General features: G+C 70.8%; 19 protein-coding genes. 6 read left to right on the top strand and 13 right to left on the bottom strand.

The window, feature by feature from the left end; translation table 11 throughout:
• The first annotated feature begins 203 nt into the window (after positions 1-203).
• Genes ABEA43_RS05335 through ABEA43_RS05325 form a run of 3 tightly spaced genes read left to right on the top strand, consistent with a single transcriptional unit; the run spans position 204 to position 3,037 of the window.
• Positions 204-947 (top strand): PIG-L deacetylase family protein, encoded by a 744-nt coding sequence (locus ABEA43_RS05335; protein WP_345559263.1) that lies wholly within the window; start codon positions 204-206, stop codon positions 945-947.
• A gap of 39 nt (positions 948-986) precedes the next feature.
• On the top strand, positions 987-2,084 hold the full coding sequence (locus ABEA43_RS05330; protein ID WP_345559261.1) for a 4-oxalomesaconate tautomerase: 1,098 nt from the start codon (positions 987-989) through the stop codon (positions 2,082-2,084).
• The gene (locus ABEA43_RS05325; RefSeq protein WP_345559259.1) at positions 2,081-3,037 is read left to right on the top strand and encodes a VOC family protein; all 957 of its coding nucleotides are present in this window, start codon (positions 2,081-2,083) and stop codon (positions 3,035-3,037) included. Before ABEA43_RS05330 ends, ABEA43_RS05325 begins: the two co-directional genes overlap by 4 nt.
• Before the next feature lie 15 nt (positions 3,038-3,052).
• On the opposite strand, the gene ABEA43_RS05320 is transcribed toward ABEA43_RS05325, so the two are convergent.
• Positions 3,053-3,553 carry a hypothetical protein gene (locus ABEA43_RS05320; RefSeq protein ID WP_345559258.1) on the bottom strand — a complete coding sequence of 167 codons (501 nt, stop codon included), beginning with the start codon at positions 3,551-3,553 and terminating at the stop codon, positions 3,053-3,055.
• Positions 3,543-3,767, bottom strand: coding sequence for a hypothetical protein (locus ABEA43_RS05315; RefSeq protein WP_345559256.1), 225 nt, complete (start codon positions 3,765-3,767; stop codon positions 3,543-3,545). The genes ABEA43_RS05320 and ABEA43_RS05315 overlap by 11 nt, the downstream gene beginning before the upstream one ends.
• Positions 3,768-4,223: 456 nt before the next feature.
• On the opposite strand from ABEA43_RS05315, the gene ABEA43_RS05310 reads away from it, so the two are divergent.
• Positions 4,224-6,188: a glycosyl hydrolase family 18 protein gene (locus ABEA43_RS05310; protein WP_345559254.1), complete on the top strand. Its 1,965-nt coding sequence runs from the start codon at positions 4,224-4,226 to the stop codon at positions 6,186-6,188.
• Positions 6,189-6,340: 152 nt separating this feature from the next.
• Here the strand turns inward: ABEA43_RS05310 and ABEA43_RS05305 are convergent, their stop codons facing one another.
• Together ABEA43_RS05305 and ABEA43_RS05300 are read right to left on the bottom strand one after the other, a co-directional pair.
• Positions 6,341-7,588 carry a methyltransferase family protein gene (locus tag ABEA43_RS05305; protein ID WP_345559252.1) on the bottom strand — a complete coding sequence of 416 codons (1,248 nt, stop codon included), beginning with the start codon at positions 7,586-7,588 and terminating at the stop codon, positions 6,341-6,343.
• Positions 7,585-8,469, bottom strand: coding sequence for a hypothetical protein (locus tag ABEA43_RS05300; protein WP_345559250.1), 885 nt, complete (start codon positions 8,467-8,469; stop codon positions 7,585-7,587). Before ABEA43_RS05300 ends, ABEA43_RS05305 begins: the two co-directional genes overlap by 4 nt.
• A gap of 79 nt (positions 8,470-8,548) precedes the next feature.
• On the opposite strand from ABEA43_RS05300, the gene ABEA43_RS05295 reads away from it, so the two are divergent.
• Positions 8,549-9,202, top strand: a complete 654-nt coding sequence (locus tag ABEA43_RS05295; RefSeq protein ID WP_345559248.1) for a TetR/AcrR family transcriptional regulator — start codon at positions 8,549-8,551, stop codon at positions 9,200-9,202.
• 22 nt (positions 9,203-9,224) lie between these two features.
• Here ABEA43_RS05295 and ABEA43_RS05290 read toward each other — a convergent pair whose 3' ends face one another.
• The gene (locus ABEA43_RS05290) at positions 9,225-9,734 is read right to left on the bottom strand and encodes a hypothetical protein (RefSeq protein WP_345559246.1); all 510 of its coding nucleotides are present in this window, start codon (positions 9,732-9,734) and stop codon (positions 9,225-9,227) included.
• 50 nt (positions 9,735-9,784) lie between these two features.
• Positions 9,785-10,630 carry an aldo/keto reductase gene (locus tag ABEA43_RS05285; RefSeq protein ID WP_345559244.1) on the bottom strand — a complete coding sequence of 282 codons (846 nt, stop codon included), beginning with the start codon at positions 10,628-10,630 and terminating at the stop codon, positions 9,785-9,787.
• Between the two features lie 143 nt (positions 10,631-10,773).
• Between ABEA43_RS05285 and ABEA43_RS05280 the strand changes: the two genes are divergently transcribed.
• On the top strand, positions 10,774-12,342 hold the full coding sequence (locus tag ABEA43_RS05280; protein WP_345559242.1) for a M28 family metallopeptidase: 1,569 nt from the start codon (positions 10,774-10,776) through the stop codon (positions 12,340-12,342).
• 95 nt (positions 12,343-12,437) lie between these two features.
• Here the strand turns inward: ABEA43_RS05280 and ABEA43_RS05275 are convergent, their stop codons facing one another.
• From ABEA43_RS05275 to ABEA43_RS05245, 7 genes are all read right to left on the bottom strand, one after another.
• Entirely contained in the window at positions 12,438-13,832 is a 1,395-nt protein-coding gene (locus tag ABEA43_RS05275; protein ID WP_345559240.1) for a sulfatase family protein, read from the bottom strand.
• Positions 13,833-13,845: 13 nt separating this feature from the next.
• Positions 13,846-14,652 carry a carbohydrate ABC transporter permease gene (locus ABEA43_RS05270; RefSeq protein ID WP_345559238.1) on the bottom strand — a complete coding sequence of 269 codons (807 nt, stop codon included), beginning with the start codon at positions 14,650-14,652 and terminating at the stop codon, positions 13,846-13,848.
• Complete coding sequence (locus ABEA43_RS05265) at positions 14,652-15,569, bottom strand: carbohydrate ABC transporter permease (protein ID WP_345559236.1); 918 nt, start codon at positions 15,567-15,569, stop codon at positions 14,652-14,654. The genes ABEA43_RS05270 and ABEA43_RS05265 overlap by 1 nt, the downstream gene beginning before the upstream one ends.
• Complete coding sequence (locus ABEA43_RS05260; protein WP_345559234.1) at positions 15,566-16,840, bottom strand: ABC transporter substrate-binding protein; 1,275 nt, start codon at positions 16,838-16,840, stop codon at positions 15,566-15,568. Before ABEA43_RS05260 ends, ABEA43_RS05265 begins: the two co-directional genes overlap by 4 nt.
• 15 nt (positions 16,841-16,855) lie before the next feature.
• Positions 16,856-17,857: a LacI family DNA-binding transcriptional regulator gene (locus tag ABEA43_RS05255; RefSeq protein ID WP_345559232.1), complete on the bottom strand. Its 1,002-nt coding sequence runs from the start codon at positions 17,855-17,857 to the stop codon at positions 16,856-16,858.
• 170 nt (positions 17,858-18,027) lie between these two features.
• On the bottom strand, positions 18,028-19,341 hold the full coding sequence (locus ABEA43_RS05250; RefSeq protein ID WP_345559230.1) for a dihydrolipoamide acetyltransferase family protein: 1,314 nt from the start codon (positions 19,339-19,341) through the stop codon (positions 18,028-18,030).
• A 54-nt stretch (positions 19,342-19,395) separates the two neighbouring features.
• A complete protein-coding gene (locus ABEA43_RS05245; RefSeq protein WP_345559228.1) occupies positions 19,396-21,573 on the bottom strand; it encodes an alpha-ketoacid dehydrogenase subunit alpha/beta in 2,178 nt (725 codons plus the stop codon).
• Positions 21,574-21,577: the final 4 nt, after the last annotated feature.

The following is a 21,577-nucleotide window of genomic DNA, read 5'->3' as shown; positions in this document are numbered from 1 at the left end:
CCAGGGGTGTGGGCGTCGGCTCGGCCGGTTTCGGCGTGGCCGCGTGGCGCGGCTGGGGGTTCGTCCATGCGGTCCCTCCGGTCCATCCGTATCGTTGACAATATTGTCGGCCTGGAAGATCCGCTAGCCCGAAAACTGCCACTTCTCGCGGATTGCTGATGAAAGTGTTGACAATCTGGCGCTCCCACTCTTAGCGTCGGCGGGTGACCTCGGCAAAGACCACTCCGCGCACCCTCTTGGTGATCAGCGCTCACGCCGGCGATTTCGTCTGGCGCGCGGGCGGCGCGATAGCCCTGGCCGCCGCCCGTGGCGAGCGGGCCAAGGTGGTCTGCCTCAGCTTCGGCGAGCGCGGCGAGTCCGCCGGGGCCTGGCGCGCGGGCCGCACGCTCGACGAGATCAAGGCGATCCGCCGCGAAGAGGCCGAGAACGCCGCCGCGACGCTGGGCGCCGAGATCGAGTTCTTCGACGCCGGCGACTATCCCCTGGTGGAGACCACGGAGCTGGTGGACCGCCTGGTGGGCGTCTACCGGGAGGCCGCGCCCGACGTGGTGCTGACGCATCCGCTGGCGGACCCGTACAACGGCGACCATCCGGCGGCGGCCCGCATGGCGCTCCAGGCGCGCGTGCTCGCGCAGGCGGCCGGCTACGACGCCCCCGGCGAGCCGCTCGGCGCGCCGCCGGTGTTCTTCTTCGAGCCGCACCAGCCCGAGCAGTGCGACTTCAAGCCGGACGTCCTGCTCGACATCACCGCCGTCTTCGACAGGAAGCGCAAGGCGATGGAGTGCCTGCCGGCCCAGCAGCACATGTGGGACTACTACACCGATCTGGCCAAGCGCCGCGGTGTCCAGTTGCGCCGCAACGCGGGACCGAACCTGGGCCTGCCGCACGACACCATGGGCGAGGCGTACATGCGGCTGTATCCGCAGGTGACAGGCGTGCTCGAGTGACAGTGACGATGACAGGGAGCCCGGGGGACAGGGATGGGAATGGCACGGTTCGATGACGGCGTGCGCTGCATGCTGATGCGCGGCGGCACCTCCAAGGGTGCGTACTTCCTGGCCGGCGACCTGCCTGCCGACCCGGAGGAGCGCGACGACCTGCTCCTTCGCGTCATGGGCAGCCCCGACCCGCGCCAGATCGACGGCATCGGCGGCGCCCACTCGCTGACCAGCAAGGTCGCCGTGGTGTCGCCGGGCAGCGGATCCGCCGACCTCGAATACCTCTTCCTGCAGGTGGACGTGGACGAGGCCGCGGTCTCCGCCCGCCAGAACTGCGGGAACCTGCTGGCCGGCGTGGGCCCCTTCGCCGTCGAACGCGGACTCGTCCGCGCCGGCGACGGCCACACCGACGTCCGCATCCGCCTGGTGAACACCGGCGGCATCGCCACCGCCCGCTTCGCGACCCCCGGCGGCAAGGTCGACTACGCGGGCGGCACGGCCATCTCCGGCGTGCCCGGCACGGCCGCCGCCGTCGTGCTCGGGTTCGAGGACACCGCCGGCTCCAGCACCGGCCGGCTGCTGCCCACCGGCAACGAGGTGGACGTGATCGACGGGATCCGGGTGACCTGCGTCGACAACGGCATGCCGGTCGTCGTGGCCGCGGCCGAGGACCTGGGCATCACCGGCTACGAGTCCTACGAGGCGCTCGCGTCGGACGCCGGGCTGCTCCGGCGCGTGCAGTCGCTGCGCATGCAGGCGGGCAAGCTGATGGGGCTCGGCGACGTCGCCGCGGAGTCCGTACCGAAGACCACACTGGTCGCGCCGCCCAGGGAGGGCGGCGCGCTGTGCACGCGGACGTTCATCCCGGTACGCCCGCACACCGCGATCGGGGTGCTGGGCGCCGTCAGCGTGGTCACCGCCGCGCTGCTGGAGAACGGCGTCGCAGGACGGTACGCGCGGCTGCCCAGGACCGGCAGCCGGGTGGCCGTCGAGCATCCGACCGGACAGCTCGAGGTCGAGGTCGAGCTGGACCTGTCCACCAGCCCGCCCACCGCGGTGCGGGCCGCGAACGTGCGCACCGCGCGCAAGCTCTTCGACGGGACGGTCTACCCCCGTCCCCGGGCCGACGGAGGATGGGACACGTGACCGCCCTGCTGCACGACATCGCCCACATCGGACACGTCGAGCTGCTCACGCCCGAGCCGGAGCGCAGCCTGTGGTTCTTCACCGAGATCCTCGGCCTGACGGCCTGCGGCACGGACGGCGACTCGGTGCACCTGCGCGCCTATGACGACTACGAGCACCACAGCCTGACGCTGACGGCCCACCGCACCTCGGGCATCCGCGCGACGTCGCTGCGGGCGAGCAGCCAGGAGGCGCTGGAGCGCAGGGTGCTCGCCGTCAAGGACGCCGGGCTCGGCCTCGGCTGGCGCGACGGGGAGCCGGGACGCGGGCCGACATACGCCTTCCACGACCCCGACGGCCACGAGCTGCGGATCTACTGGGAGTCGCAGTGGTACGAGGCGCCGCAGGAGCTGCGTCCCGCGCTGAAGAACCAGCCGCAGGCGATCCCCGGCCACGGGGTCGGCGTGCGCCGCCTCGACCACGTCAACTTCCTGGCCGCCGAGGCCGCCGCCAACGGCGCCTTCGTGCGTGACGTGCTTGGGGCCCGCATCACCGAGCAGATCATGCTGGACACCGGCCGGATCTCGGCCCAGTGGCTGCACTTCGCGAACAAGTCCTACGACCTCGTCTACACCGACGACTGGTCGGGCGCGTCGGGCCGGCTGCACCACATCGCGTTCGCCACCAACACGCGCGAGGACATCCTCAGGGCCGCCGACCTCTGCCTGGACAACGACGTCTTCATCGAGACCGGCCCGCACAAGCACGCCATCCAGCAGACCTTCTTCCTGTACGTCTACGAGCCCGGCGGCAACCGCGTCGAGCTGTGCAACCCGCTCACCAGGCTCATCCTGGCCCCCGACTGGCGCACCATCACGTGGACGGAGGCCGAGCGCGCCAAGGGCCAGGCGTGGGGGCTGAAGACCATCCCGTCCTTCCACTCGCACGGGACACCACCGATCCCGCCGGAGTGAGCCCATCTGGCGGAGTCAGCGCCTCCTGCGCTGCTCGAAGCCACGGACCACGTTTCCGAACGCGCTGATCAGAGCTCCGGCGAACGCGATGCCGAACCCGAGCCCGATGTCCTCCCCAACGCTCCGGCTCGGGACACGGTGAGAGGACCAGGCATCGGCCCACCCGGGGATGAAGTTGGCCGCGAAGATGCCCATGCCGACGATGGCCGTGAGCATGCCCACGCCGACGATGAACCCCCCGACGCTGCGCAGCGACCCCTGCGGCACATCGTCGCCGGAGCCTTGGATGTCCTCCAGGACGTCGCGGATGGCCCGGGCGTCGGGACCGGCGTAAACACGGTCGCCGATGTGGATGTTCCTGCCGTTCTCGAGGCGGACGCGGTAGCCGCCGACCTGGATCGTCCTGCGGTCGGCGCCCCTCCTGGTCACCGACCGCACGAGTGCCACGTCGTGGCCCGTGTAGATGCCCGCGGCGATCCGGTCGAGTGCTGCTTCGATCTCGTCGTCACCAGCCATCGGGCGTCTCCTTGACATTCATCGCATTGCGATCGCCGATCTGCACGTTTTTCGCATTTGTCATGGAAATGCGATACTTTCCGGACGAATTCGATTCGCCGCCGCCAGAGCCGCCGCCAAAATTGCGTGCCCCCGGCCAGGCCGCGACGAGAGCGAGCACGGAGACTACAAGACCGGTAATGGTCGCGACCCAGCTCGCGCGCTCCAGCCCCATGCCCCCTCCGACGACCAGCCCCAACAGCCCCAGAATGGCTGTCGCCGCACCGCCCGCAGCACACCATCGACGTAAAGTCACAGGACAATTATGGCATGACACCTTTAAATATAAGGCCACTAAAACAAATGTGATGAATAACCCTTTTAGGCCCCTTGAGAAGATATGCCGCGCATTGGAGAACGAGCCTGGAATGTGAGCTTTACCCGATCAGCCGCGCCGCGAGTTCTTGGCACCCGGCCAGCAGGCTGGCCGCGCTCGTCCCGCGTGCGCGGCGAGCGCGCCCGCGACCCCCATGGCCCCCGGTTGACACCGCGATTTCACGACCTGACCGAAACGTATTGACGCCTCCGCAGGCAGAGGTTACCGTCGTCTCATAATTAAAAGGAAACTTTCCTATTAGTTTCCTAGGCATCCCACCCCCCACACACCCCCCAATCGGATGTCGGAGTATCAATGAGACACACCATCCTGAGCAAGGTCCTCGCCGGGCTGGCGGCCTTACTGCTGCCCCTCACCGCCGTGATCGCCGCCCCGGCCGGCGCGTACGGCGCCACCCAGTCATCCGCGGTTCTCGCCGACGCCTGGGCCGCGTGGACGGCGTACGCGACGGGAGCTCGCGTCACGTACAACGGCGTCGAGTACGAATGCGTCCAGGGCCACACCTCGCAGCCCGGCTGGGAGCCGCCGAACGTCCCCGCGCTGTGGAAGGTCGCGAGCGGCGGCGGCACCGACACCACCGCGCCGTCGGTCCCCGGTAACCTGCGCTCGACGGGCGTCACGAACACCAGCGTCGCCCTCGCCTGGGACGCCGCCACCGACAACGTCGGCGTCACCGGATACGAGATCTACCGCGGCGGCACCCTTGTCACCACCGTCACCGGCACCACCCACACCGACACCGGCCTGACCGCGAGCACCGCGTACGCCTACACCGTCCGCGCCCGCGACGCCGCCGGCAACCGCTCGGCCACCAGCAACACCGTCACCGCCACCACCACGGGCGGCGGCGGCACCGACACCACCGCGCCGACCGTGCCGGGCAACCTGCGCTCGACCGGCGTCACCAACAACAGCGTCGCCCTCGCCTGGGACGCCGCCACCGACAACGTCGGCGTCACCGGATACGAGATCTACCGCGGCGGCACCCTTGTCACCACCGTCACCGGAACCACCCACACCGACACCGGCCTGAGCGCCAGCACCGCGTACGCCTACACCGTCCGCGCCCGCGACGCCGCCGGCAACCGCTCGGCCACCAGCAACACCGTCACCGCCACCACCACGGGCGGCGGCGGAGGCGGGGGCAACAAGGTCCTCGGCTACTTCGTCCAGTGGGGCGTCTACCAGCGCGGATACCACGTCAAGAACATCGACACCAGCGGCTCCGCGGCCAAGCTGACGCACATCAACTACGCCTTCGGCAACGTGCAGAACGGCCAGTGCACGATCGGCGACAGCTACGCCGACTACGACCGTTTCTACCAGGCGGGCGAGAGCGTGGACGGCGTCGCCGACACCTGGGACGCCGGCGCGCTGCGCGGCAGCTTCAACCAGCTCCGCAAGCTCAAGAAGAAGTACCCGAACCTGAAGGTGCTCTTCTCCTTCGGCGGCTGGACCTGGTCCGGCGGCTTCACCCAGGCCGCCCAGAACCCGACGGCCTTCGCCAACTCCTGCTACAACCTGGTCGAGGACCCGCGCTGGGCGGACGTGTTCGACGGCATCGACATCGACTGGGAGTACCCGAACGCCTGCGGCCTGACCTGCGACGCCAGCGGCGCGGCGGCGTTCAAGAACGTCATGTCGGCGCTGCGCTCGCGCTTCGGCACCGGCAACCTGGTCACCGCGGCCATCACCGCCGACGGCACCAGCGGCGGCAAGATCGACGCGGCCGACTACGGCGGCGCGGCGCAGTACGTCGACTGGTACAACGTCATGACCTACGACTTCTTCGGCGCCTGGGCGGCGCAGGGCCCGACGGCCCCGCACTCTCCGCTCAACGACTACAGCGGCATCCCGATCGCGGGCTTCCACTCCGACAACGCGATCCAGAAGCTCAAGAGCAAGGGCGTGCCATCGAGCAAGCTGCTGCTCGGCATCGGCTTCTACGGCCGCGGCTGGACCGGGGTCACCCAGGCCGCGCCGGGCGGCACGGCCTCCGGGGCGGCGCCGGGGACGTATGAGCAGGGCATCGAGGACTACAAGGTACTCAAGACGCGCTGCCCGGCCACCGGGACGGTCGCGGGCACCGCGTACGGCTTCTGCGGCGGCCAGTGGTGGAGCTATGACACGCCGGCCACGATCGGCGGCAAGATGAGCTACTCGAAGAACCAGGGCCTCGGCGGCGCGTTCTTCTGGGAGCTCAGCGGCGACACGACGAACGCCGAGCTGCTCACGGCCATGAAGAGCGGCCTGGGCTGACGTTCCAGGGCCGGCCCTCCCGCGGGAGGGCCGGCTCCTGTACGTCGGCGATCACCCGGCGGCCCCTGCGCGCCGGCGATCACCACGCCCTCTCGCCGGTCCTTGTACGCCGGCGATCACCACGCCTTTTGCCGATCCCGGTACGCCGGCGATCACCACGCCCTTTCGCCGGCCACACCCGGCCGGGCCGGGCCGGCGCCGAAGGCGTCGGCGCACAGCTGGGCGAACCAGCCCACTCCCGGCAGCAGGAGGAACCAGCCGAGTACCGCCCAGCCCAGGTGCAGATGCTGGGCCACATGGGCGAAGGCCGCCACTCCCTGGGCCCGCAGCCCGTCGGCCCGCTCATAGGTCATCCGGCGCAGACCGGCGGGATGGCTCTCGGCGGACCGGATCCGCAGCGCCACCGGGCGGCGGCGGCCGATCCACAGGCCGACACCGGCACACCGATCACAGGTCGCGGCCACGTAGACGTCGGCGTGCGGCAGTCCGGCGTACGGGCGGACATGCGGCAGCCAGGCGCGTACGTGCGCGCGGTAGGCCGTCCAGCCGGCGCCGTACCGGGCGAGCAGCTGGGCCCCCTCGTGCCAGGAGGCCAGCCCGGCGCCGTAGGCGACGCAGACGAGCGCGGCGGCGGCGAACCGGAGGTCGGCCACCGTGAGCACCAGGTAGGCCCCGGCCATGGCGGACTGCATGGGGTTGCGCACATAGGCGTACGGCCCGCTGGTGACGAGGCGTTTCGGCGGATCGTAGGGCACCGGTGTGCCCCGCCCCGAGACGGCGAACTCCCGGACGGCGGCGAGCCCGGACACCAGCGGCACGGCGAGCAGCTGTGCCAGCAGCCCGAGCGCCCAGGCGGGCTGCCGCCACACGCCGGTGAGCGCGATCGGGACGCCGAGCATGAGCCCGCCCGCGAGCACCACCTGCATCGACACCCGCCACGGCAGACGGCGGTCCGCGGCGGTCCACCGGGCGAGGAGCAGGCCGGGCAGCAGGCCGAGCCCGATCGCGGCGGCCTCGCCGTACAGCCATTCCTTCCCGAGCACCACCACCGGCTCGGCCAGCGGCATCACCGTCAGGTCGAGCCCGGCGAGCACGGCGACGACCAGCGTGATCGGCTGGGCCCGCGCGGCGCAGGCGGGCAGCGCCCCCCAGAGCAGCGCCCAGCCCAGCAGGAGGTCGGCGGGGACGCCGGCCACGAGGGCGCCCTTCGCGCCGAACGTCCACCATCCCGCACCTACGGCGACGACGTTCACCACCGCGAGGGCGAGCAGATTCCACACCGTGGCGACGATCATCGCGGCGATGTCCCGCTGGCCGGGCCGCCGTAGCGCGGCCGCGATCCAGACGGCGGCCATCGGCACGAAGAGCGCGACGTTCCGGATCAGCGCCGGGTCGTTCATGAGGTGAAGGTCCCGGCCAGGTAACCGGCTGCCTCGGAGACCGCGTATCGCTGCAGCGGGCCGAAGTACCAGCCGGGGTCGAAGGTGCGGCGATAGGCGATGGTGACCGTCAGGCGGTCCGCAGTCCAGTCGAACGTCGCCTGCCGCAGGTCCATCCAGCGGGCGACGGTGGTGTCCGCGACCACGGCGAACACGACGTGTCCCGGGGCGCGCTCGCTCACCCGCAGGGTCATGGACCGGGGTTCCGGCGAGGCGCCGATGCCCAGTGAGCGGCGGGGGGTGAAAGTGATCGTACGGGTGTCGCCGACGGCCAGACCGGTGCCTTCCGACCGGAGCGGGCGGGGGAAGCCGAGGCGCAGGAAGGGCGACTCGACGGGCCCGAACCGCGGCTCGGCGGCCAGCGCCCGTTCGACGTCCGCGCCGGTCGCGGCCACGGTGACGGCGGCCTCGCCGGCCCGCGGCATCGAGACCGCGGTGCCCTCCAGCGCGGCGGCCAGGATGAGCGGCACGACCAGCAGGCTCAGCCGCCCGTCGCCCGGGCGGCGGCGTCTTTCGTCGATGAGCAGCGCGACGATCCCGCCGACCAGGTAGAACAGCGGCGCGGCCATCACCAGGCAGACGACCCCCTCACCGAGCAGCGGTCCGGCGAGGGCCAGGGCGACGGTCATGGAGGCCATGACCATGCCGACGGTGCTGCGGGGCCGCACGGTCAGGGCGACGGTGACGGCGATCACGGCCGGTATGCCGACGTAGAACAGCGCCGTCTGCTCCAGGTGACCGGCGTGCAGGACCCGGTAGAGCAGCATCGCCGCGAACAAGGCCGCCAGGACGCCGGCCAGTATCCATCTCGCCCGCTGCTGCGGTTGCCGTTCGGGCTCCATGGCGCTCCTTGAGCGATCGGTTTAATCGAGTGATTAAACTGTATGATGCAGACGTCGACATCTGTCAAGAGGGGTGTGCATGGCCGGAAAGCAGCAGCCGGGGGCGGAGACCCGCGACCGCCTGATCGAGGCCGCTGCGGAGACGGTGCGCAGTCACGGATACGCGGGCACCAGCGCGCGGGCCATCGCCACGGCCGCGGGGGTCAACTCGGCGCTGGTCTTCTACCACTTCGGCGGCGTCGACCCGCTGCTCCTCGCCGCGCTGGACCGGTCCTCACAGCAGCGCATGGCGGCCTACCGGCAGGCGGTGGACGAATGCCGGACCTTGGAAGAGCTCGTCGAGACCGCGAACAAGATCTACAACGCCGACCTCGAAGGCGGGCACATCACGTTCTTCGCCGAGGTGGTCGGCGCGAGCATCGCCCGGCCGGAGCTGCGCAAGGAGATCACGGCGCGGGCCGAGCCCTGGATCGACTTCGTCGAAGAGGCCCTCGAACGGGTCATCGGCGGATCACCGCTGGCCAGGCTCCTGCCGCCACGCGACCTCGCCTACGCGGCGATCACCTTCTACCTCGGGGTCAACCTCTTCACCCACCTCGACGCCGACCGCACCCGGACCCAGGCGCTGTTCGGCCTGGCCGAACGAGTGGCGCCGCGCGCGCGGCTGCTCACCATGCGCTTCCCCAGCCGCCGCGGCCGCGCCGCCAAGACCCCCGCGCCGGACGAGCCCTGACGCCACGCGGCGGTCCGGCCGCTCAGCAGGACTTCACGGCCTGCGCCATGAAGGCGGCCTCGGACAGCTCGACGTCGTGGCCACCTTCCTCCGTGGTGTCGTGCCGCTGAACCACGATGTGGTCCCGGTCGAGACGGCTCTTGTGGCCCTCCTTGAGATTGACCGAGAAGTAGACCAACTGCCGGCCGCTCTTGAACGCGGCGATCTCGTAGGACTCCTCCGCCCGCAGGTTCAGATCGCCCTCTGTCAGCGACCACCCCTCGGGAAGCTCCTCCAGGTCGACGAAGGCGATCTTGCCAGAAAGGGCGGGACCCTTGAGCTCGGCCTGGTCGAGCAGCTCACCACCGGAGCGGCGGTACACGATCACCCCGTCGGGTGCCTGATCGCACCAGGCCACCGCCATCGTCAACCGGCCTTCCGCGTTCAGCGTCAGCCCGGTCTGCCCGCCGCTCGCCGGCGTGGTGGGCACGCAGGCCGCCAGCACGGCCTGCGTGCCCAGGATCGCGGCCCACCGCCGCACCGCATGCCCCATGGGGCCAGAGCATCGCGGTCACGATCATCGGTTGTCAACGAAGATCGGGATCAGCCCAGCTCGGCCAGTTGCCCGGCCGTCAGCGACACGGTCGAGGCGGCCAGGTTCTCCTCCAGGTGGGCGATCGACGAGGTGCCCGGGATCGGGGCCACCACCGGGGAGCGGGCCAGCAGCCAGGCCAGGCTGACCTGCGCAGGCGTGGCCCCGACGGCCTTGGCGACGTGCTCCACGGGGCTGCCGGGCGCGGCCAGCGCGCCCTTGGCGATGGGGCTGTAGGGGATGAACGCGATCCCCTGCTCCGTGCAGTGCTCCAGCACGTCCTCGGAGAAGCGGTTGCTGAGGTTGTACCGGTTCTGGACGCTGACGATCTCGACGATGCGCCGCGACCGTTCCAGCTCCTCGACGCTCACCTCCGACAGGCCCACGGCGGCGATCTTGCCTTCGTCCTGGAGCGCCTTGAGCTCGCCGAGCTGGTCCTCCAGCGGCACCTGCGGGTCGATGCGGTGCAGCTGGAGCAGGTCGATCCGGTCCAGCCCGAGCCGGCGCAGGCTCATCTCGACCTCCTGCCGCAGGTATTCGGGCCGGCCCACGGCGTGCCACTGGCTCGGTCCCGTACGGACGAACCCGGCCTTGGTCGCGATCAGCAACCCCTCCGGGTACGGGTGCAGGGCCTCGCGGATGAGCTCCTCGCTGACGTAGGGACCGTAGGAGTCGGCGGTGTCGATGAGGTTCACGCCCAGCTCGACGACCCTGCGCAGGACCCGGAGTGCCCCGTCGTGGTCACGGGGCGGCCCCCAGACGCCCGGCCCCGTGAGGCTCATGGCCCCGAAGCCGAGACGGTGCACGGTCTTCCCGCCGATGGCGAGCGTGCCGGTGGACGGGAGCGATATGGACATGCGGTTCCTTATCTCGAATGCGACGTTCCAAGTCCGTAATGCAACGGATACGTGGTCAATCTTCCCTATCACCCCACTGGTGAATACGTTTCGGGTCACGTGTGCATTTGACCCGGTTCACCCTCCACGTTACGAGGAGCACTATGCGGTCCCGCTTACGTCAAGGCGTGCTCGGCACCATCACCGCCGTGGCCGTGACCCTGTCACCGCTGGCCTTCACCGTCCCCGCGGCGGCCCATCCCGGCGGCCACTCCGGTCATCACCCCGGCGGCGACGCCGTCCGCAAGCTCGTGAAAGACGTCTCGGGCAAGAACGTCAAGAAGCACCTCCAGGCGTTGCAGGCCATCGCCAAGGCGAACGGCGGGACCCGCGTGTCCGGCACTCCCGGGTTCGACGCCTCCCGCGACTACGTGGCGCGCAAGCTGCGCTCCGCCGGCTATGACGTGACCATCCAGCCGTTCGAGTTCACCTTCGACGGCTACGTCACGCCGCCCGTGCTCAAGCAGAACAGCCCGGTGGCGAAGACGTACACGTACGGGTTCTTCAGCGACTACGTCGCCATGGGCGACTCCCCCGCCGGTACGGTCACCGGCACGATCCAGCCCGTGGACCTCGTGCTGCCGCCCGGTCCCGCGGCCAACACCTCGAACTCGGGCTGCGAGGCGAGCGACTTCGCCGGGTTCGTGGCCGGGAACGTCGCGCTCATGCAGCGCGGCACCTGCAACTTCCGCGTCAAGGTGGACAACGCCATGGCGGCGGGCGCGTCGGCGGCCATCGTGTTCAACGAGGGGCAGGCAGGCCGCACCGAGGTGGACCTGAACCCGGTGCTCGGCGGCCCCGGCGTGACGATCCCGTCGTTCTTCGCCCGCTTCGCGGTCGGGCAGGAGCTGGCCGCCGCCGCGGGCACCACGGTCACCATGAACTGGGACCCGATCGTCGAGACCAGGACCACCTACAACGTGATCGCCCAGAGCAGGAAGGGCGACCCCGCCAACGTCGTCATGATGGGCGCGCACCTGGACAGCGTCCAGGAGGGGCCCGGCATCAACGACAACGGCTCGGGCAGCGCCGGCATTCTGGAAGTGGCGCTGCAATTCGCCAAGACCAGGCCGAAGAACCAGGTGCGCTTCGCGTTCTGGGGCGCCGAGGAGTTCGGGCTGCTCGGCTCCGAGCACTACGTCGCCGCGCTGACGGAGGAGGAGCGCGCCAAGATCACCCTCTACCTGAACTTCGACATGATCGCCTCGCCCAACTACACGTTCGGGATCTATGACGGCGACGGCGACGCGTTCGGCACCGCCGGGCCTCCCGGGTCGGACGTGATCGAGGAGGACTTCGAGAAGTTCTTCGCCGGGCGCGGGCTGCCGTTCACGGCGACGGCGTTCACCGGGCGCTCGGACTACGGGGCGTTCATCGCGGCCGGGATCCCGGCGGGCGGGCTGTTCACCGGGGCCGAGGAGCTCAAGACCGCTGAGGAGGCGGCGATCTTCGGCGGCACGGCCGGCGTCCCGCTCGACCCCTGCTACCACAGCGTGTGCGACACGATCAAGAACATCAACGACAAGGCGCTGGACGTGAACTCCGACGCCGTCGCGACCCTGGTGGCCACGTACGCCTTCGACACGGGCACGATCGGCACGGCGAGCGCGCCGGCCACGGCCGCGCGCAGCGGCGGCGCCCACGGGCACAAGCCCGCGGACGCGCAGAGCTGACCCCGACGCGGCGCCCGCACCCCGCCTCGGGTGCGGGCGCCGCGTCATGAACAGCCGGCCAGAAACAGCCGGTCGGGCAAGGCCGGGGGACCCCGTCAGGGTGAGCCGGGCGACGGGTGCCGGGCTGGGGTGGTGGGGCGCTGGTGGCCGAAGCGGACGGGTTCTGGGCCGGTCAGGCGGACGGCCGGGTCGGTCATCGCCTGCTCGCGCCCCTCCCGCTCCACGGCCGGCTCGATGACCGGCTCCGCCTCCCCCGCCGCCACGATCCTGCGTACCAGCCGCTCGCGCAGCTCCGCCGCGACCCCGGCGTGCGAGCCGAACCCCGCCAGGTTCAGCAGCTCGTGCGGGTCGTTGTCCAGGTCGTACAGGGCCTGCTCGCGGTAGCGGGACGCGGCGGGGACGTCCCACGGGTGGGCGTCCTCGGCGACCGCGTAGTACTTCCACCGCGACGTACGGATCCCGCGCCCCACCTCCGACTCGCTCACCTGGAAGAACACCTCCGAGGGCCACTCGGCGCGGGAGTCGCGCACCAGCGGCAGGAACGAGCGCCCCTGCATGGCCTCCGGCACCGGCAGCCCGGCGGCGTCCAGGAGCGTGGGCGGCAGGTCGATCGTGCTGACCGGCCGGGTGATCGCGCCGCCCCCGTCGAACCCCGGGCCGCGCACGGCCAGCGGCACCCGCAGCGACGCGTCGTGGCAGGACCGCTTGTACTCGCCGTTGCGGGTCTTGAAGTGGTTGCCGTGGTCGGAGGTGTAGGCCACGATCGTGTCGTCCAGCAGGTCCATGCTGCGCAGCGCGTCGAGCAGCCGCCCGAGCCCCTCGTCCAGGCGCTTGACCTGGCCCAGGTAGCCGCCCATGTGCTGCGGCGCGGTGCCGCCGAGCGCGGCCAGGTCCTGCGGCATCCAGCGGCCCTGGTAGCGCTCCTCGTAGCCGTCGGGGGCCGGGTAGTTGTCCACCTCGTTCTGGTGGTGCGGCTCCAGGAACGACAGGAACAGGTAGAACGGCTCGTCGTGGTGGTCGGCGACGAACCGGACGGCCGCGTCCACGAGGGCGTCGGAACGGTAGCCGGGCAGCATCACGGGGTCATTCGCCTCGTCGTACACGATCGTGCGATAGGCGTCGGAGGTGTGCTCCAGCGCGTTGGCCGCGAGCCACGACCGGTAGCCGCCGCGCTCCTCCTCCCGCACCGGCTCGCTGCCGGCCAGGTGCCACTTGCCGATGTAGCCGGTGACGTAGCCGGCCGCGCCGAAGTGATGCGCCAGCGTCCGCTCCTCGGGCGGCAGGACGCGGGCGTTGCGGTAGACGCCGGTCGTGGTCGGGTAGCGGCCCGTCTGGAGCGCCGCACGGGCGGGGGCGCACACCGGCTGCGGGGTGAGCGCGACCGTGGCCTGCGTGCCGTGCCTGGCCATTCTGTCGAGGTTCGGGGTGAAGGGGCCGACGGTGTCCCACCGCTGCTGGTCGGTGAAGACGACGATCACGTTCGGGCGCAAAACCAGAAACTCCTTATTTGAGACCGGTCAGGGCGATGCCCCTGACGAAGTACCGCTGGGTGAGGACGAACAGGACGGCGGTGGGGACGAAGAGGATCACCGAGCCGGCCGCCGTGAGGTGCCACAACGTGAAGTACTCCTGGTTGAACAGGGTGAGCCCGACCGGGATGGTACGCATCTCGGGCGTCGTGGTGGCGACCAGCGGCCAGAGGAACTCGTTCCACTGGAAGACGAACGTGAACAGCCCGAGCACGGCCAGCGCCGGCCGCGTCTGCGGCAGGATGATGCGCCGGTAGATGCCCAGCTCGGAGGCGCCGTCGATGCGGGCCGCGCTGATCAGGTCGTCGGGAATGGGCTGGATGAACTGCCGCATCAGGAAGATCCCGAACGCGTCCATAAGAAAAGGCGTGATCAGCCCCTGGTACGTGTTCAGCCACCCCATGTTGGCCATCAGCACGTACAACGGGATCATCCGCACGAAGAACGGCACCATCAGCGTGGCCAGCAGCGCCACGAACAACGTGTTGCGCAGCGGGAAGCGGAACTTGGCGAACACGTACCCGACCAGCGGGTCGAACACCAGGTGCGCCAGCGTGATCACGCCCGCCACGACGAGGCTGTTGACGATGAAGTTGCCGAACGGCGCGCGGGCGAACAGCTCGGCGTAGTTCCCCCACTGGGGCGAATCGGGGACGAGCACGGCGTTCGCCGACAGCGTCTCCGCCTCCGTCTGGAGCGACAGGGACAGCATGTACAGCAGCGGCAGCACCGTCACCAGGCAGGCCAGCCCGAGCAGCGTGTAGAGCAGCGGCTTGCGCATCAGTAGGTGACCTCCCCGCGCCGCCCGGCCCTGAGCTGGACCAGCGTGAACGCCACGATCACGACCAGCAGCAGCACCGACTGCGCCGAGGAGTAGCCGAAGTCGCGGGTGCGGAAGGCGACGTTGAAGATGTGGAAGACCGACAGGTCGGTGGCGTCGCCTGGGCCGCCGTTGGTGATGATGTACGCCTGCCCGAACGCCTGCAGCCCCGAGATCACCGCCATCACCGAGACGAACAGCGTCGTCGGGGCGAGCAGCGGCAGCGTGATCCGCCAGAACCGGCGCCAGGAGTCGGCCCCGTCGATCTTGGCGGCCTCGTGGTAGGTCTCGGGGATGCCCTGCAGCCCGGCCAGGAACAGCACCATCGTGTAGCCCACGCTCTGCCACAGCGTGACGGCGGCGATCGTCAGCAGCGGCGCGGTGTTGAGCCACTGCTGCCCGGGCAGGCCGGCCGCGCCCAGCACCCGGTTCAGCACGCCCAGCTCGGGGTCCAGGATGTTGCGCCACAGCAGGCCGACGATCGCCACCGAGGTCAGGTACGGCACCAGCAGCAGCACGCGGAAGACCACCCGCCCCTTGAGCGGCTGGTCGATCGCGAGCGCCAGCACCAGCCCGAGCACGATGGAGCCGATCACCACCGCCACCGCGAACGCCACCGTGACCAGGAACGAGTGCCGCACCGCCGGGTCGGCCAGGGCCTGGCCGTAATTCGCGAACCCGGCCCACTGGTCGGCCTGCGGGCCGGTGCGCAGGCTGGTGGCGACCACGTTGCCGATCGGCAGGTAGAAGAAGATCGCGAAGAACAGGATCGCCGGGATGAGGAACAGGTAGGCCGTCCTGGCGTACCGGCCGGCGAGGGTGCGGGGCCGCAGCGTGAGCGAGGGCAGGGCCCGGCGCCGCCGTGCGAGCGAGGTCATCGCAGGAAGCCCTCCGCCGCCTGGCTGAACGTGCCGAGCGCCGCCGCGGCCGGCTGGTTCTGGATGAGGACCTGCTGGTAGACGACCTTGAGCTGTTCCTCCCACTTGCCGAGCTGGCCGGTGAGGCGTACCTGCTGGGAGGAGTCCTTGGCGTCGGGGAGCGCGTCGGCGAAGACCTTGATGGCCTCGTTCGACTGCACCTCCGGCAGCTTCGCCCACGAGGCGCGCGGCATGAGCATGCCGGTCTCCTTGGTGGCGGCCTGCTCGACCTCCAGGGTGGTGATGCGCTTGATGAAGTCCCACGACAGGTCGGGCCTGGCCGCCTTGGCCGGGACGAACATGCTGACGCCGGCCGCCTGCGTGGCCTGCACCTTGTGCTTGAGCGGGGGCGCGACCCCCAGCTCGATGTCGGGGCTGGTCTTCCTGATCGGGTCCAGGTCCCAGGGCCCGGTGAAGATCATCGCGGCGCGCTTGGCGGAGAACAGCTTCTGCGGGCCCGAGTAGTCGGTGCCCGACACCGGCACGGGGGCCACCTTGTGCTTGTGGATCAGGTCGGCCTGGAACTGCAGCGCGGCGGCCGCGTCCGCCGTCGGCGTCATGACCTTGCCGGTCGCCGGGTCGTACGGGGTGACGCCGGCCTGCACCATCCACGGCCAGACGTAGGTGTAGTCCTGGTTGAGCGCGACGCCGTACACGCCGTCCTTGGTCAGCTTCTTGGCCGCGGCCAGGAACTCCTCCCAGGTCGTCGGCGGCTCCACCCCCGCCTCGCGCAGCATGGCCTTGTTGTAGACGAGGGTGTTGCAGGTCAGGTGGAGCTGCACGCCGTACACCTTGTCCTGGTAGGAGTTCCGCTCGACCGTCACCGGCTGCCAGTCGGACGGGAAGCCCATCGCGGCGCCGTCGCGGTCGACGTAGTCCTGCAGCGAGCGGGCGTTGCCGGAGATGGCGAACTCCTGCACCCACCCGCCGGGCTCCTCGACGAGGTCGGGCACGGTGCCGGAGGCGAAGTCGGCCAGCAGCCTGGTCCGCAGGTCGGGCCACTGGTACTTCTGCAGGTTCACCTTGACCTTGTTGGCCTGCTCGAACTCGGCGATCACCGCGCGATAGGCCTGGTAGTCGTGGCCGGCGTTCCAGTAGACGGTGAAGGTCCCGGGCGCGGCGCTCTGCGCGGCCGGTGCCCCCGCGCAGGACGACAGGACGGGTACGGCCGCCGCCGCCCCGGCCAGGCGGAGCAGGTCGCGGCGGGAGATCGGGGAGGAGTGGGAGGACATCTCGGGGGTTCCCTTCTAGGACGAGCCCCGCCGCACGAACGCCCAGGAGCGGACGATCTCGCGGGCGGGTGGCGGCTCCTCGGCCTGAATGCGGTCGAAGAGCAGGCGCACGACGTCGGTGTAGTCGTGCCTGACCGGGCCGATGGTGCTGAGCTGCGGATTGCTGATGAGACCCTCGTCGATGTTGCCCGCGCCGACGATGGCGACGTCCCCTGGCACGTCGAGCCCCGCGTCCCTGGCCGCCCAGATCGCGCTGATCGCCGCCCGGTCGGAGGCGGCGAAGATCGCGTCGGGGCGGTCGGGAGACCTCAGGAGCTCGGTGGCGGTCTGGTAGGCCGACACCCGGTCGTCCGCGCCGGAGGTGACGATCCGCTGGTCCACGCCGTGCCGGTCGAGCGCCGTCAGGTAGCCGAGCAGCCGTCCCGCGGGCTTGTCCCGGTAGAGCTCGTGCCGGTGCGCCATGAACGCGATGCGCCGGCGTCCCTGCGCGAGCAGGTGCTCGACCGCTTCCACGGACACCTCCACCTCCGGAGTGCGTACGACGTCGCAGCCGTCCAGCCCGCTCTCGTTGCTGAGCACCACCATCGGCAGCCCGGTGGCGGCCAGCCCGGTGAGCAGGTCGCGGGTGAGGTGGTCGCCGACGACGTTGATCAGCGCGCCGTCGGCGATCCCGCCGCGCAGCACGTCGATGGCGGCGCCGGCGCGGGCATCGGAGTAGACGGCGAGCGTGACCACGGAGTAGCCGCGGGCGTCCGCCATCTCGTGCAGGTCCGTGGCCAGCCGCTCGTCGGTCGGCACGCCGCCGAGCGAGCTCAGCACCAGGCAGACCCGCTGGGTACGGCGCTTGCGCAGGCTTCGCGCGGCCTGGTTGGGGGTGTAGCCGAGCTGCCTGGCGGCGTCGAGCACCCGCTGCCTCGTCTCGGCGGCCACCGGGCGGTCCCGGCCGCTGAGCACGTAGGAGACGGTCGCCACTGACACGTTCGCCAGCTCGGCCACTTGTCGCGCTGTTGGTCTCATGTTAGTCGAATAACCTAGCATTCCCTACAGGAATAAGGGGATTTTGATGGATGCGACGTCGGATGACTGGTCAGGGCGGGGATAGTCCTCACATCTCCGCCTCTGTACGTGTTAAACGATTAACACCATAGGCGCAGCCGTACGCTCGATCAATCCCCTTGGCCCGGCGGTCAGGCGAGGATGCGGACGGGGTCGGCGAGCAGCGCCAGGAACTCCCGCATCCAGGCGGCGGCCACGACGCCGTCGATGGGCCGGTGATCGACGGACAGCGTCACGCGCATCACCTCGCCCGCCTTCAGCTTCCCGCCCCTGACGACGGGCTCCCGGTGGGCCGCGCCGACGGCGAGGATCGCGGACTGGGGCGGGTTGATGATGGCGGCGAACTCCTCGACGCCGAACATGCCCAGGTTCGTCACGGTCAGGACGCCGCCCTCCAGCTCGTCCTGGCGCAGCCGGCCTGACGCGGCCCGGTCGGCGAAGTCCCTGACGGCGGCGGAGATCGCGAGGACGGACTGCCGCTCGACGGATCTGAGCACGGGGGTGACGAGCCCCGATCCGCCGGGCTCGGTGGCCATGGCGACGGCCACGTCCACGGTGCCGAAGGCGCGGGTGGCGTCGGGGGTCCAGACGACGTTCATCTCGGGTACGAGCAGGTGCGCGTGCGCCACCGCCTTGATGACGAGGTCGTTGAGGGTGACCTTGCGGGGGGCGGTGCGGTTGAGGTGGCGGCGGAGCTTGAGCAGCCTGCCCACGTGGGCGGTGCCGCGCAGGTAGAAGTGCGGGATGCGCTGCTTGCTCGCGGTCAGCCTGGCGGCGATGGCCCGCCGGGCCCGCGCATGCGGCACCTCACGGACGAACGCGGAACCCGGTGCGGCGGCCCGCTCCGCCCCCGCTTCGGCAACGCCTTCGGCCACCGGCGCCTCGTCATGCCGCCCGCCCCCCGACTCCGCGTCATGGCGTCCGGCCACCGATTCCGTGCCGCGACGCTCGGCCGACGGCTCCAGATCACGGAGTCCGGCCACCGATTCCGTGCCGCGAAGCTCCGCCGGCAGCTTCGGATCGTGGAGTCCGGCCGCCGGGTTCGCGGCGCGGTGCTCGATGGCCGATTCGACGTCGCGGCGGATGATCCGGCCGTTCGGGCCCGTGCCGGTGATGTCCTCCAGCGGCAGGCCAGCCTCCCTGGCCAGGCGGCGCGCCAGTGGGCTGGAGAAGCGCCGCGCAGGCGGCTCGGCGCCGGCCGGCTCCCCCACCTCGCCCAGGACCGCGATGACCGTCCCGACCGCGACGGCGGTGCCCTCCGCCGCCACCGTACGCAGCAGCACCCCGTCGATCTCGGCCTCGACGTCCACCACCGCCTTGTCGGTCTCGATGGTCGCGATCACGTCCCCGGCCGCGAACGGCACACCCACCGCCACCGTCCACCCCTGCAGGACGGCCTCGCCGGCGTTCGCCGCCACCTCCGGCATGCGCAGCAGTCTGGCCACCTCAGCACCCCGCCATCTCAACACCCCGCCATCTCAGCCACACCCCCGCCACGGTCAGTAGGCCGCCATCTCGGCGAGCTTGGCGGCCACCTCCTCCTCCTTGGCGATGGCCGCCCGCTCCAGCACCTTGCTGATGCTCGGCGACGCCTCGCCCCCGGTCACCCGCTGCACCGGCTGGTCGAGCCAGTCGAAGAGCCGCCGCTGGAGCTCGTCGGCCAGCCATCCCCCGTACGACGTCCCGACCGGCCCCTGCTCGGCGAGGAGCACGTTCCCGGTCTTCCTGACGCTCGCCCCGATCGTGTCCCAGTCGAGGCTGGCCCGGTCGAGCCAGCGCAGGTCGATCACCTCGGCGTCCAGGTCGAGCGCCTCGACGGCGCGCAGCACGTACGCGGTCATCGCCAGGTACGTCAGCACGGTGAGCCGCGAGCCCGGACGGCGGACGGCGGCCCGGCCGACGGGGAGGCAGTAGTCCAGGTCGTCCACCGGGCCCTCGCCCGTGGAGGCGTACAGGTCCACGTGCTCCAGCACCACGACGGGGTCCTTGCAGCGCAGGGCGGTGTTCATCAGCCCCACGTAGTCGAACGGCGTCGTGGGCGCGACGATCCGCCAGCCCGGGGCGGTGGCGAAGATCCCGGCGGGGTCGATGGAGTGCTGGGAGCCGTACCCGGTGCCGATGGCGACCTTGCTGCGCAGCACCAGCGGCATGGCGTCGTCGCCCCCGAACATGTGCCTGGCCTTGCCGATCTGGTTGAACAGCTGGTCGGCCGCGACCCACATGAAGTCGGCGTACATGAGCTCGGCGACCGGCAGGTGCCGCCCGTCGGAGGCGATGCCGCCGGCCAGCCCGGTGAAGGCGTTCTCGCTGATCGGGGTGCCGAGGACGCGGCCGGGGAAAGCCTCCTTGAGGCCGCGGGTGGCGCCGTTCGTGCCGCCGTTGAGCCGGTGCACGTCCTCGCCCAGCACGACGATCGACTCGTCGGTGCTCATCCGCCGCGCCATCACGGCGGCGACGGCGTCGATGAACCTCTGCTCGGACAGCTCCCCCGTGAACGTGTCCCGGTCGGCCATCCGGACTCCCGCGAACTCGGACAGATCCCCTCGTACGCCCACATGCGCGAAGCCCGGGTCCGGCCATTCGCCCGGCCTGATCTGGCGCTGCCCTGGTTTGCCGCCAGGGAGTGGTTCGAGCAGGACGTCACCGATGCCGGCCATGAGGTCTCTCGCCCGCGCGGCCGCCCGCTCGACGTCGGGCGCGCTCAGCAGGCCGCGGCGCACCAGATGCCCGGAGAGCTGGTCGATCGGGTCGCGGGCGCGCCATTCCTGCTCCTCCTCCTTGGTCCGGTAGCCGAACGCGCTGCCGGGGAAGGGGCCGTTCTGGTGGAAGTAGCGGTAGACGTCCGCCTCGATCACGGCGGGGCCGTGGCCCGCGCGCAGGTGGGCGAGGACCTCGCGCATGGCGAGGTGGACGGCGAGCACGTTCATGCCGTCCACCTTCCAGCTCGCCACACCGAACCCCGGGCCGCGGGCCGAGAGCCTGGGCTCGCCGGTCGCCTCCTCGACGGCGGTCGAGACGGCGTACCGGTTGTTCTCGACGAAGAAGCAGAGGGGCAGGCGCCAGGCGGCGGCCAGGTTCAGGGTCTCCAGGGTGGAGCCGATGTTGGCCGCGCCGTCACCGAAGTACGTGACCGCGACCGCGCCGGTGCCGGCCTGCCGGTGCGCCCACGCCGACCCGGCCGCGATGGGGACGCCGCCGCCGACGATCGCGTTCGTGCCGATGGCGCCGGCCTCCTTCCAGCGCAGGTGCATGGACCCGCCGCGGCCGTGGCTGAAGCCGCGGTCCAGGCCGCAGATCTCGGCGAGCGTACGCAGGAGCACCTCGCGCACCTCGGGGGAGAAGTCCTTCGTGGGGTCGATGCCCTTGGGCTCGACGTGCGCCAGCGCCTTGGCCAGGAACTGGTGGTGTCCCCTGTGCGCGCCGTTGACCGTGTCGCCGCTGGTCAGCGGCAGGATCGAGCCGACCGCGCCGCCTTCCTGCCCGATGCTGGAGTGGGCGGGCCCGTGCACGAGCCCGGCCTTGGCCAGGTCGAGCACATATTCCTCGAACGTCCTGATCAGCAGCAGCTGGCCGAGCATGGTCGTGAGCAGGGAGGGATCGGCCGCGTCCCAGTCTTCTTGCGTGGCGACGACCTCGACCCAGGGCGCCTGCGGCTGGAGCCGGTGGTGCTGGGGCATTCCT

This window comes from Nonomuraea rosea, from assembly GCF_039539705.1.
GTDB classification, from domain to species: domain Bacteria; phylum Actinomycetota; class Actinomycetes; order Streptosporangiales; family Streptosporangiaceae; genus Nonomuraea; species Nonomuraea rosea.
The sequence above is the reverse complement of the archived record's forward strand: the minus strand, read 5'-3'. Positions and strand labels throughout refer to the sequence as shown.

What these genes read in the sequence shown, in the direction of transcription:
- ABEA43_RS05330 (WP_345559261.1), top strand. Translation starts at nt 987, where the DNA reads ATGGCACGGTTCGATGACGGCGTGCGCTGCATGCTGATGCGCGGCGGC.
- ABEA43_RS05320 (WP_345559258.1), bottom strand. Translation starts at nt 3,553, where the DNA reads ATGGCTGGTGACGACGAGATCGAAGCAGCACTCGACCGGATCGCCGCG.
- ABEA43_RS05315 (WP_345559256.1), bottom strand. Translation starts at nt 3,767, where the DNA reads ATGGGGCTGGAGCGCGCGAGCTGGGTCGCGACCATTACCGGTCTTGTA.
- ABEA43_RS05310 (WP_345559254.1), top strand. Translation starts at nt 4,224, where the DNA reads ATGAGACACACCATCCTGAGCAAGGTCCTCGCCGGGCTGGCGGCCTTA.
- ABEA43_RS05305 (WP_345559252.1), bottom strand. Translation starts at nt 7,588, where the DNA reads ATGAACGACCCGGCGCTGATCCGGAACGTCGCGCTCTTCGTGCCGATG.
- ABEA43_RS05300 (WP_345559250.1), bottom strand. Translation starts at nt 8,469, where the DNA reads ATGGAGCCCGAACGGCAACCGCAGCAGCGGGCGAGATGGATACTGGCC.
- ABEA43_RS05295 (WP_345559248.1), top strand. Translation starts at nt 8,549, where the DNA reads ATGGCCGGAAAGCAGCAGCCGGGGGCGGAGACCCGCGACCGCCTGATC.
- ABEA43_RS05290 (WP_345559246.1), bottom strand. Translation starts at nt 9,734, where the DNA reads ATGGGGCATGCGGTGCGGCGGTGGGCCGCGATCCTGGGCACGCAGGCC.
- ABEA43_RS05285 (WP_345559244.1), bottom strand. Translation starts at nt 10,630, where the DNA reads ATGTCCATATCGCTCCCGTCCACCGGCACGCTCGCCATCGGCGGGAAG.
- ABEA43_RS05280 (WP_345559242.1), top strand. Translation starts at nt 10,774, where the DNA reads ATGCGGTCCCGCTTACGTCAAGGCGTGCTCGGCACCATCACCGCCGTG.
- ABEA43_RS05270 (WP_345559238.1), bottom strand. Translation starts at nt 14,652, where the DNA reads ATGCGCAAGCCGCTGCTCTACACGCTGCTCGGGCTGGCCTGCCTGGTG.
- ABEA43_RS05265 (WP_345559236.1), bottom strand. Translation starts at nt 15,569, where the DNA reads ATGACCTCGCTCGCACGGCGGCGCCGGGCCCTGCCCTCGCTCACGCTG.
- ABEA43_RS05260 (WP_345559234.1), bottom strand. Translation starts at nt 16,840, where the DNA reads ATGTCCTCCCACTCCTCCCCGATCTCCCGCCGCGACCTGCTCCGCCTG.
- ABEA43_RS05255 (WP_345559232.1), bottom strand. Translation starts at nt 17,857, where the DNA reads ATGAGACCAACAGCGCGACAAGTGGCCGAGCTGGCGAACGTGTCAGTG.
- ABEA43_RS05245 (WP_345559228.1), bottom strand. Translation starts at nt 21,573, where the DNA reads ATGCCCCAGCACCACCGGCTCCAGCCGCAGGCGCCCTGGGTCGAGGTC.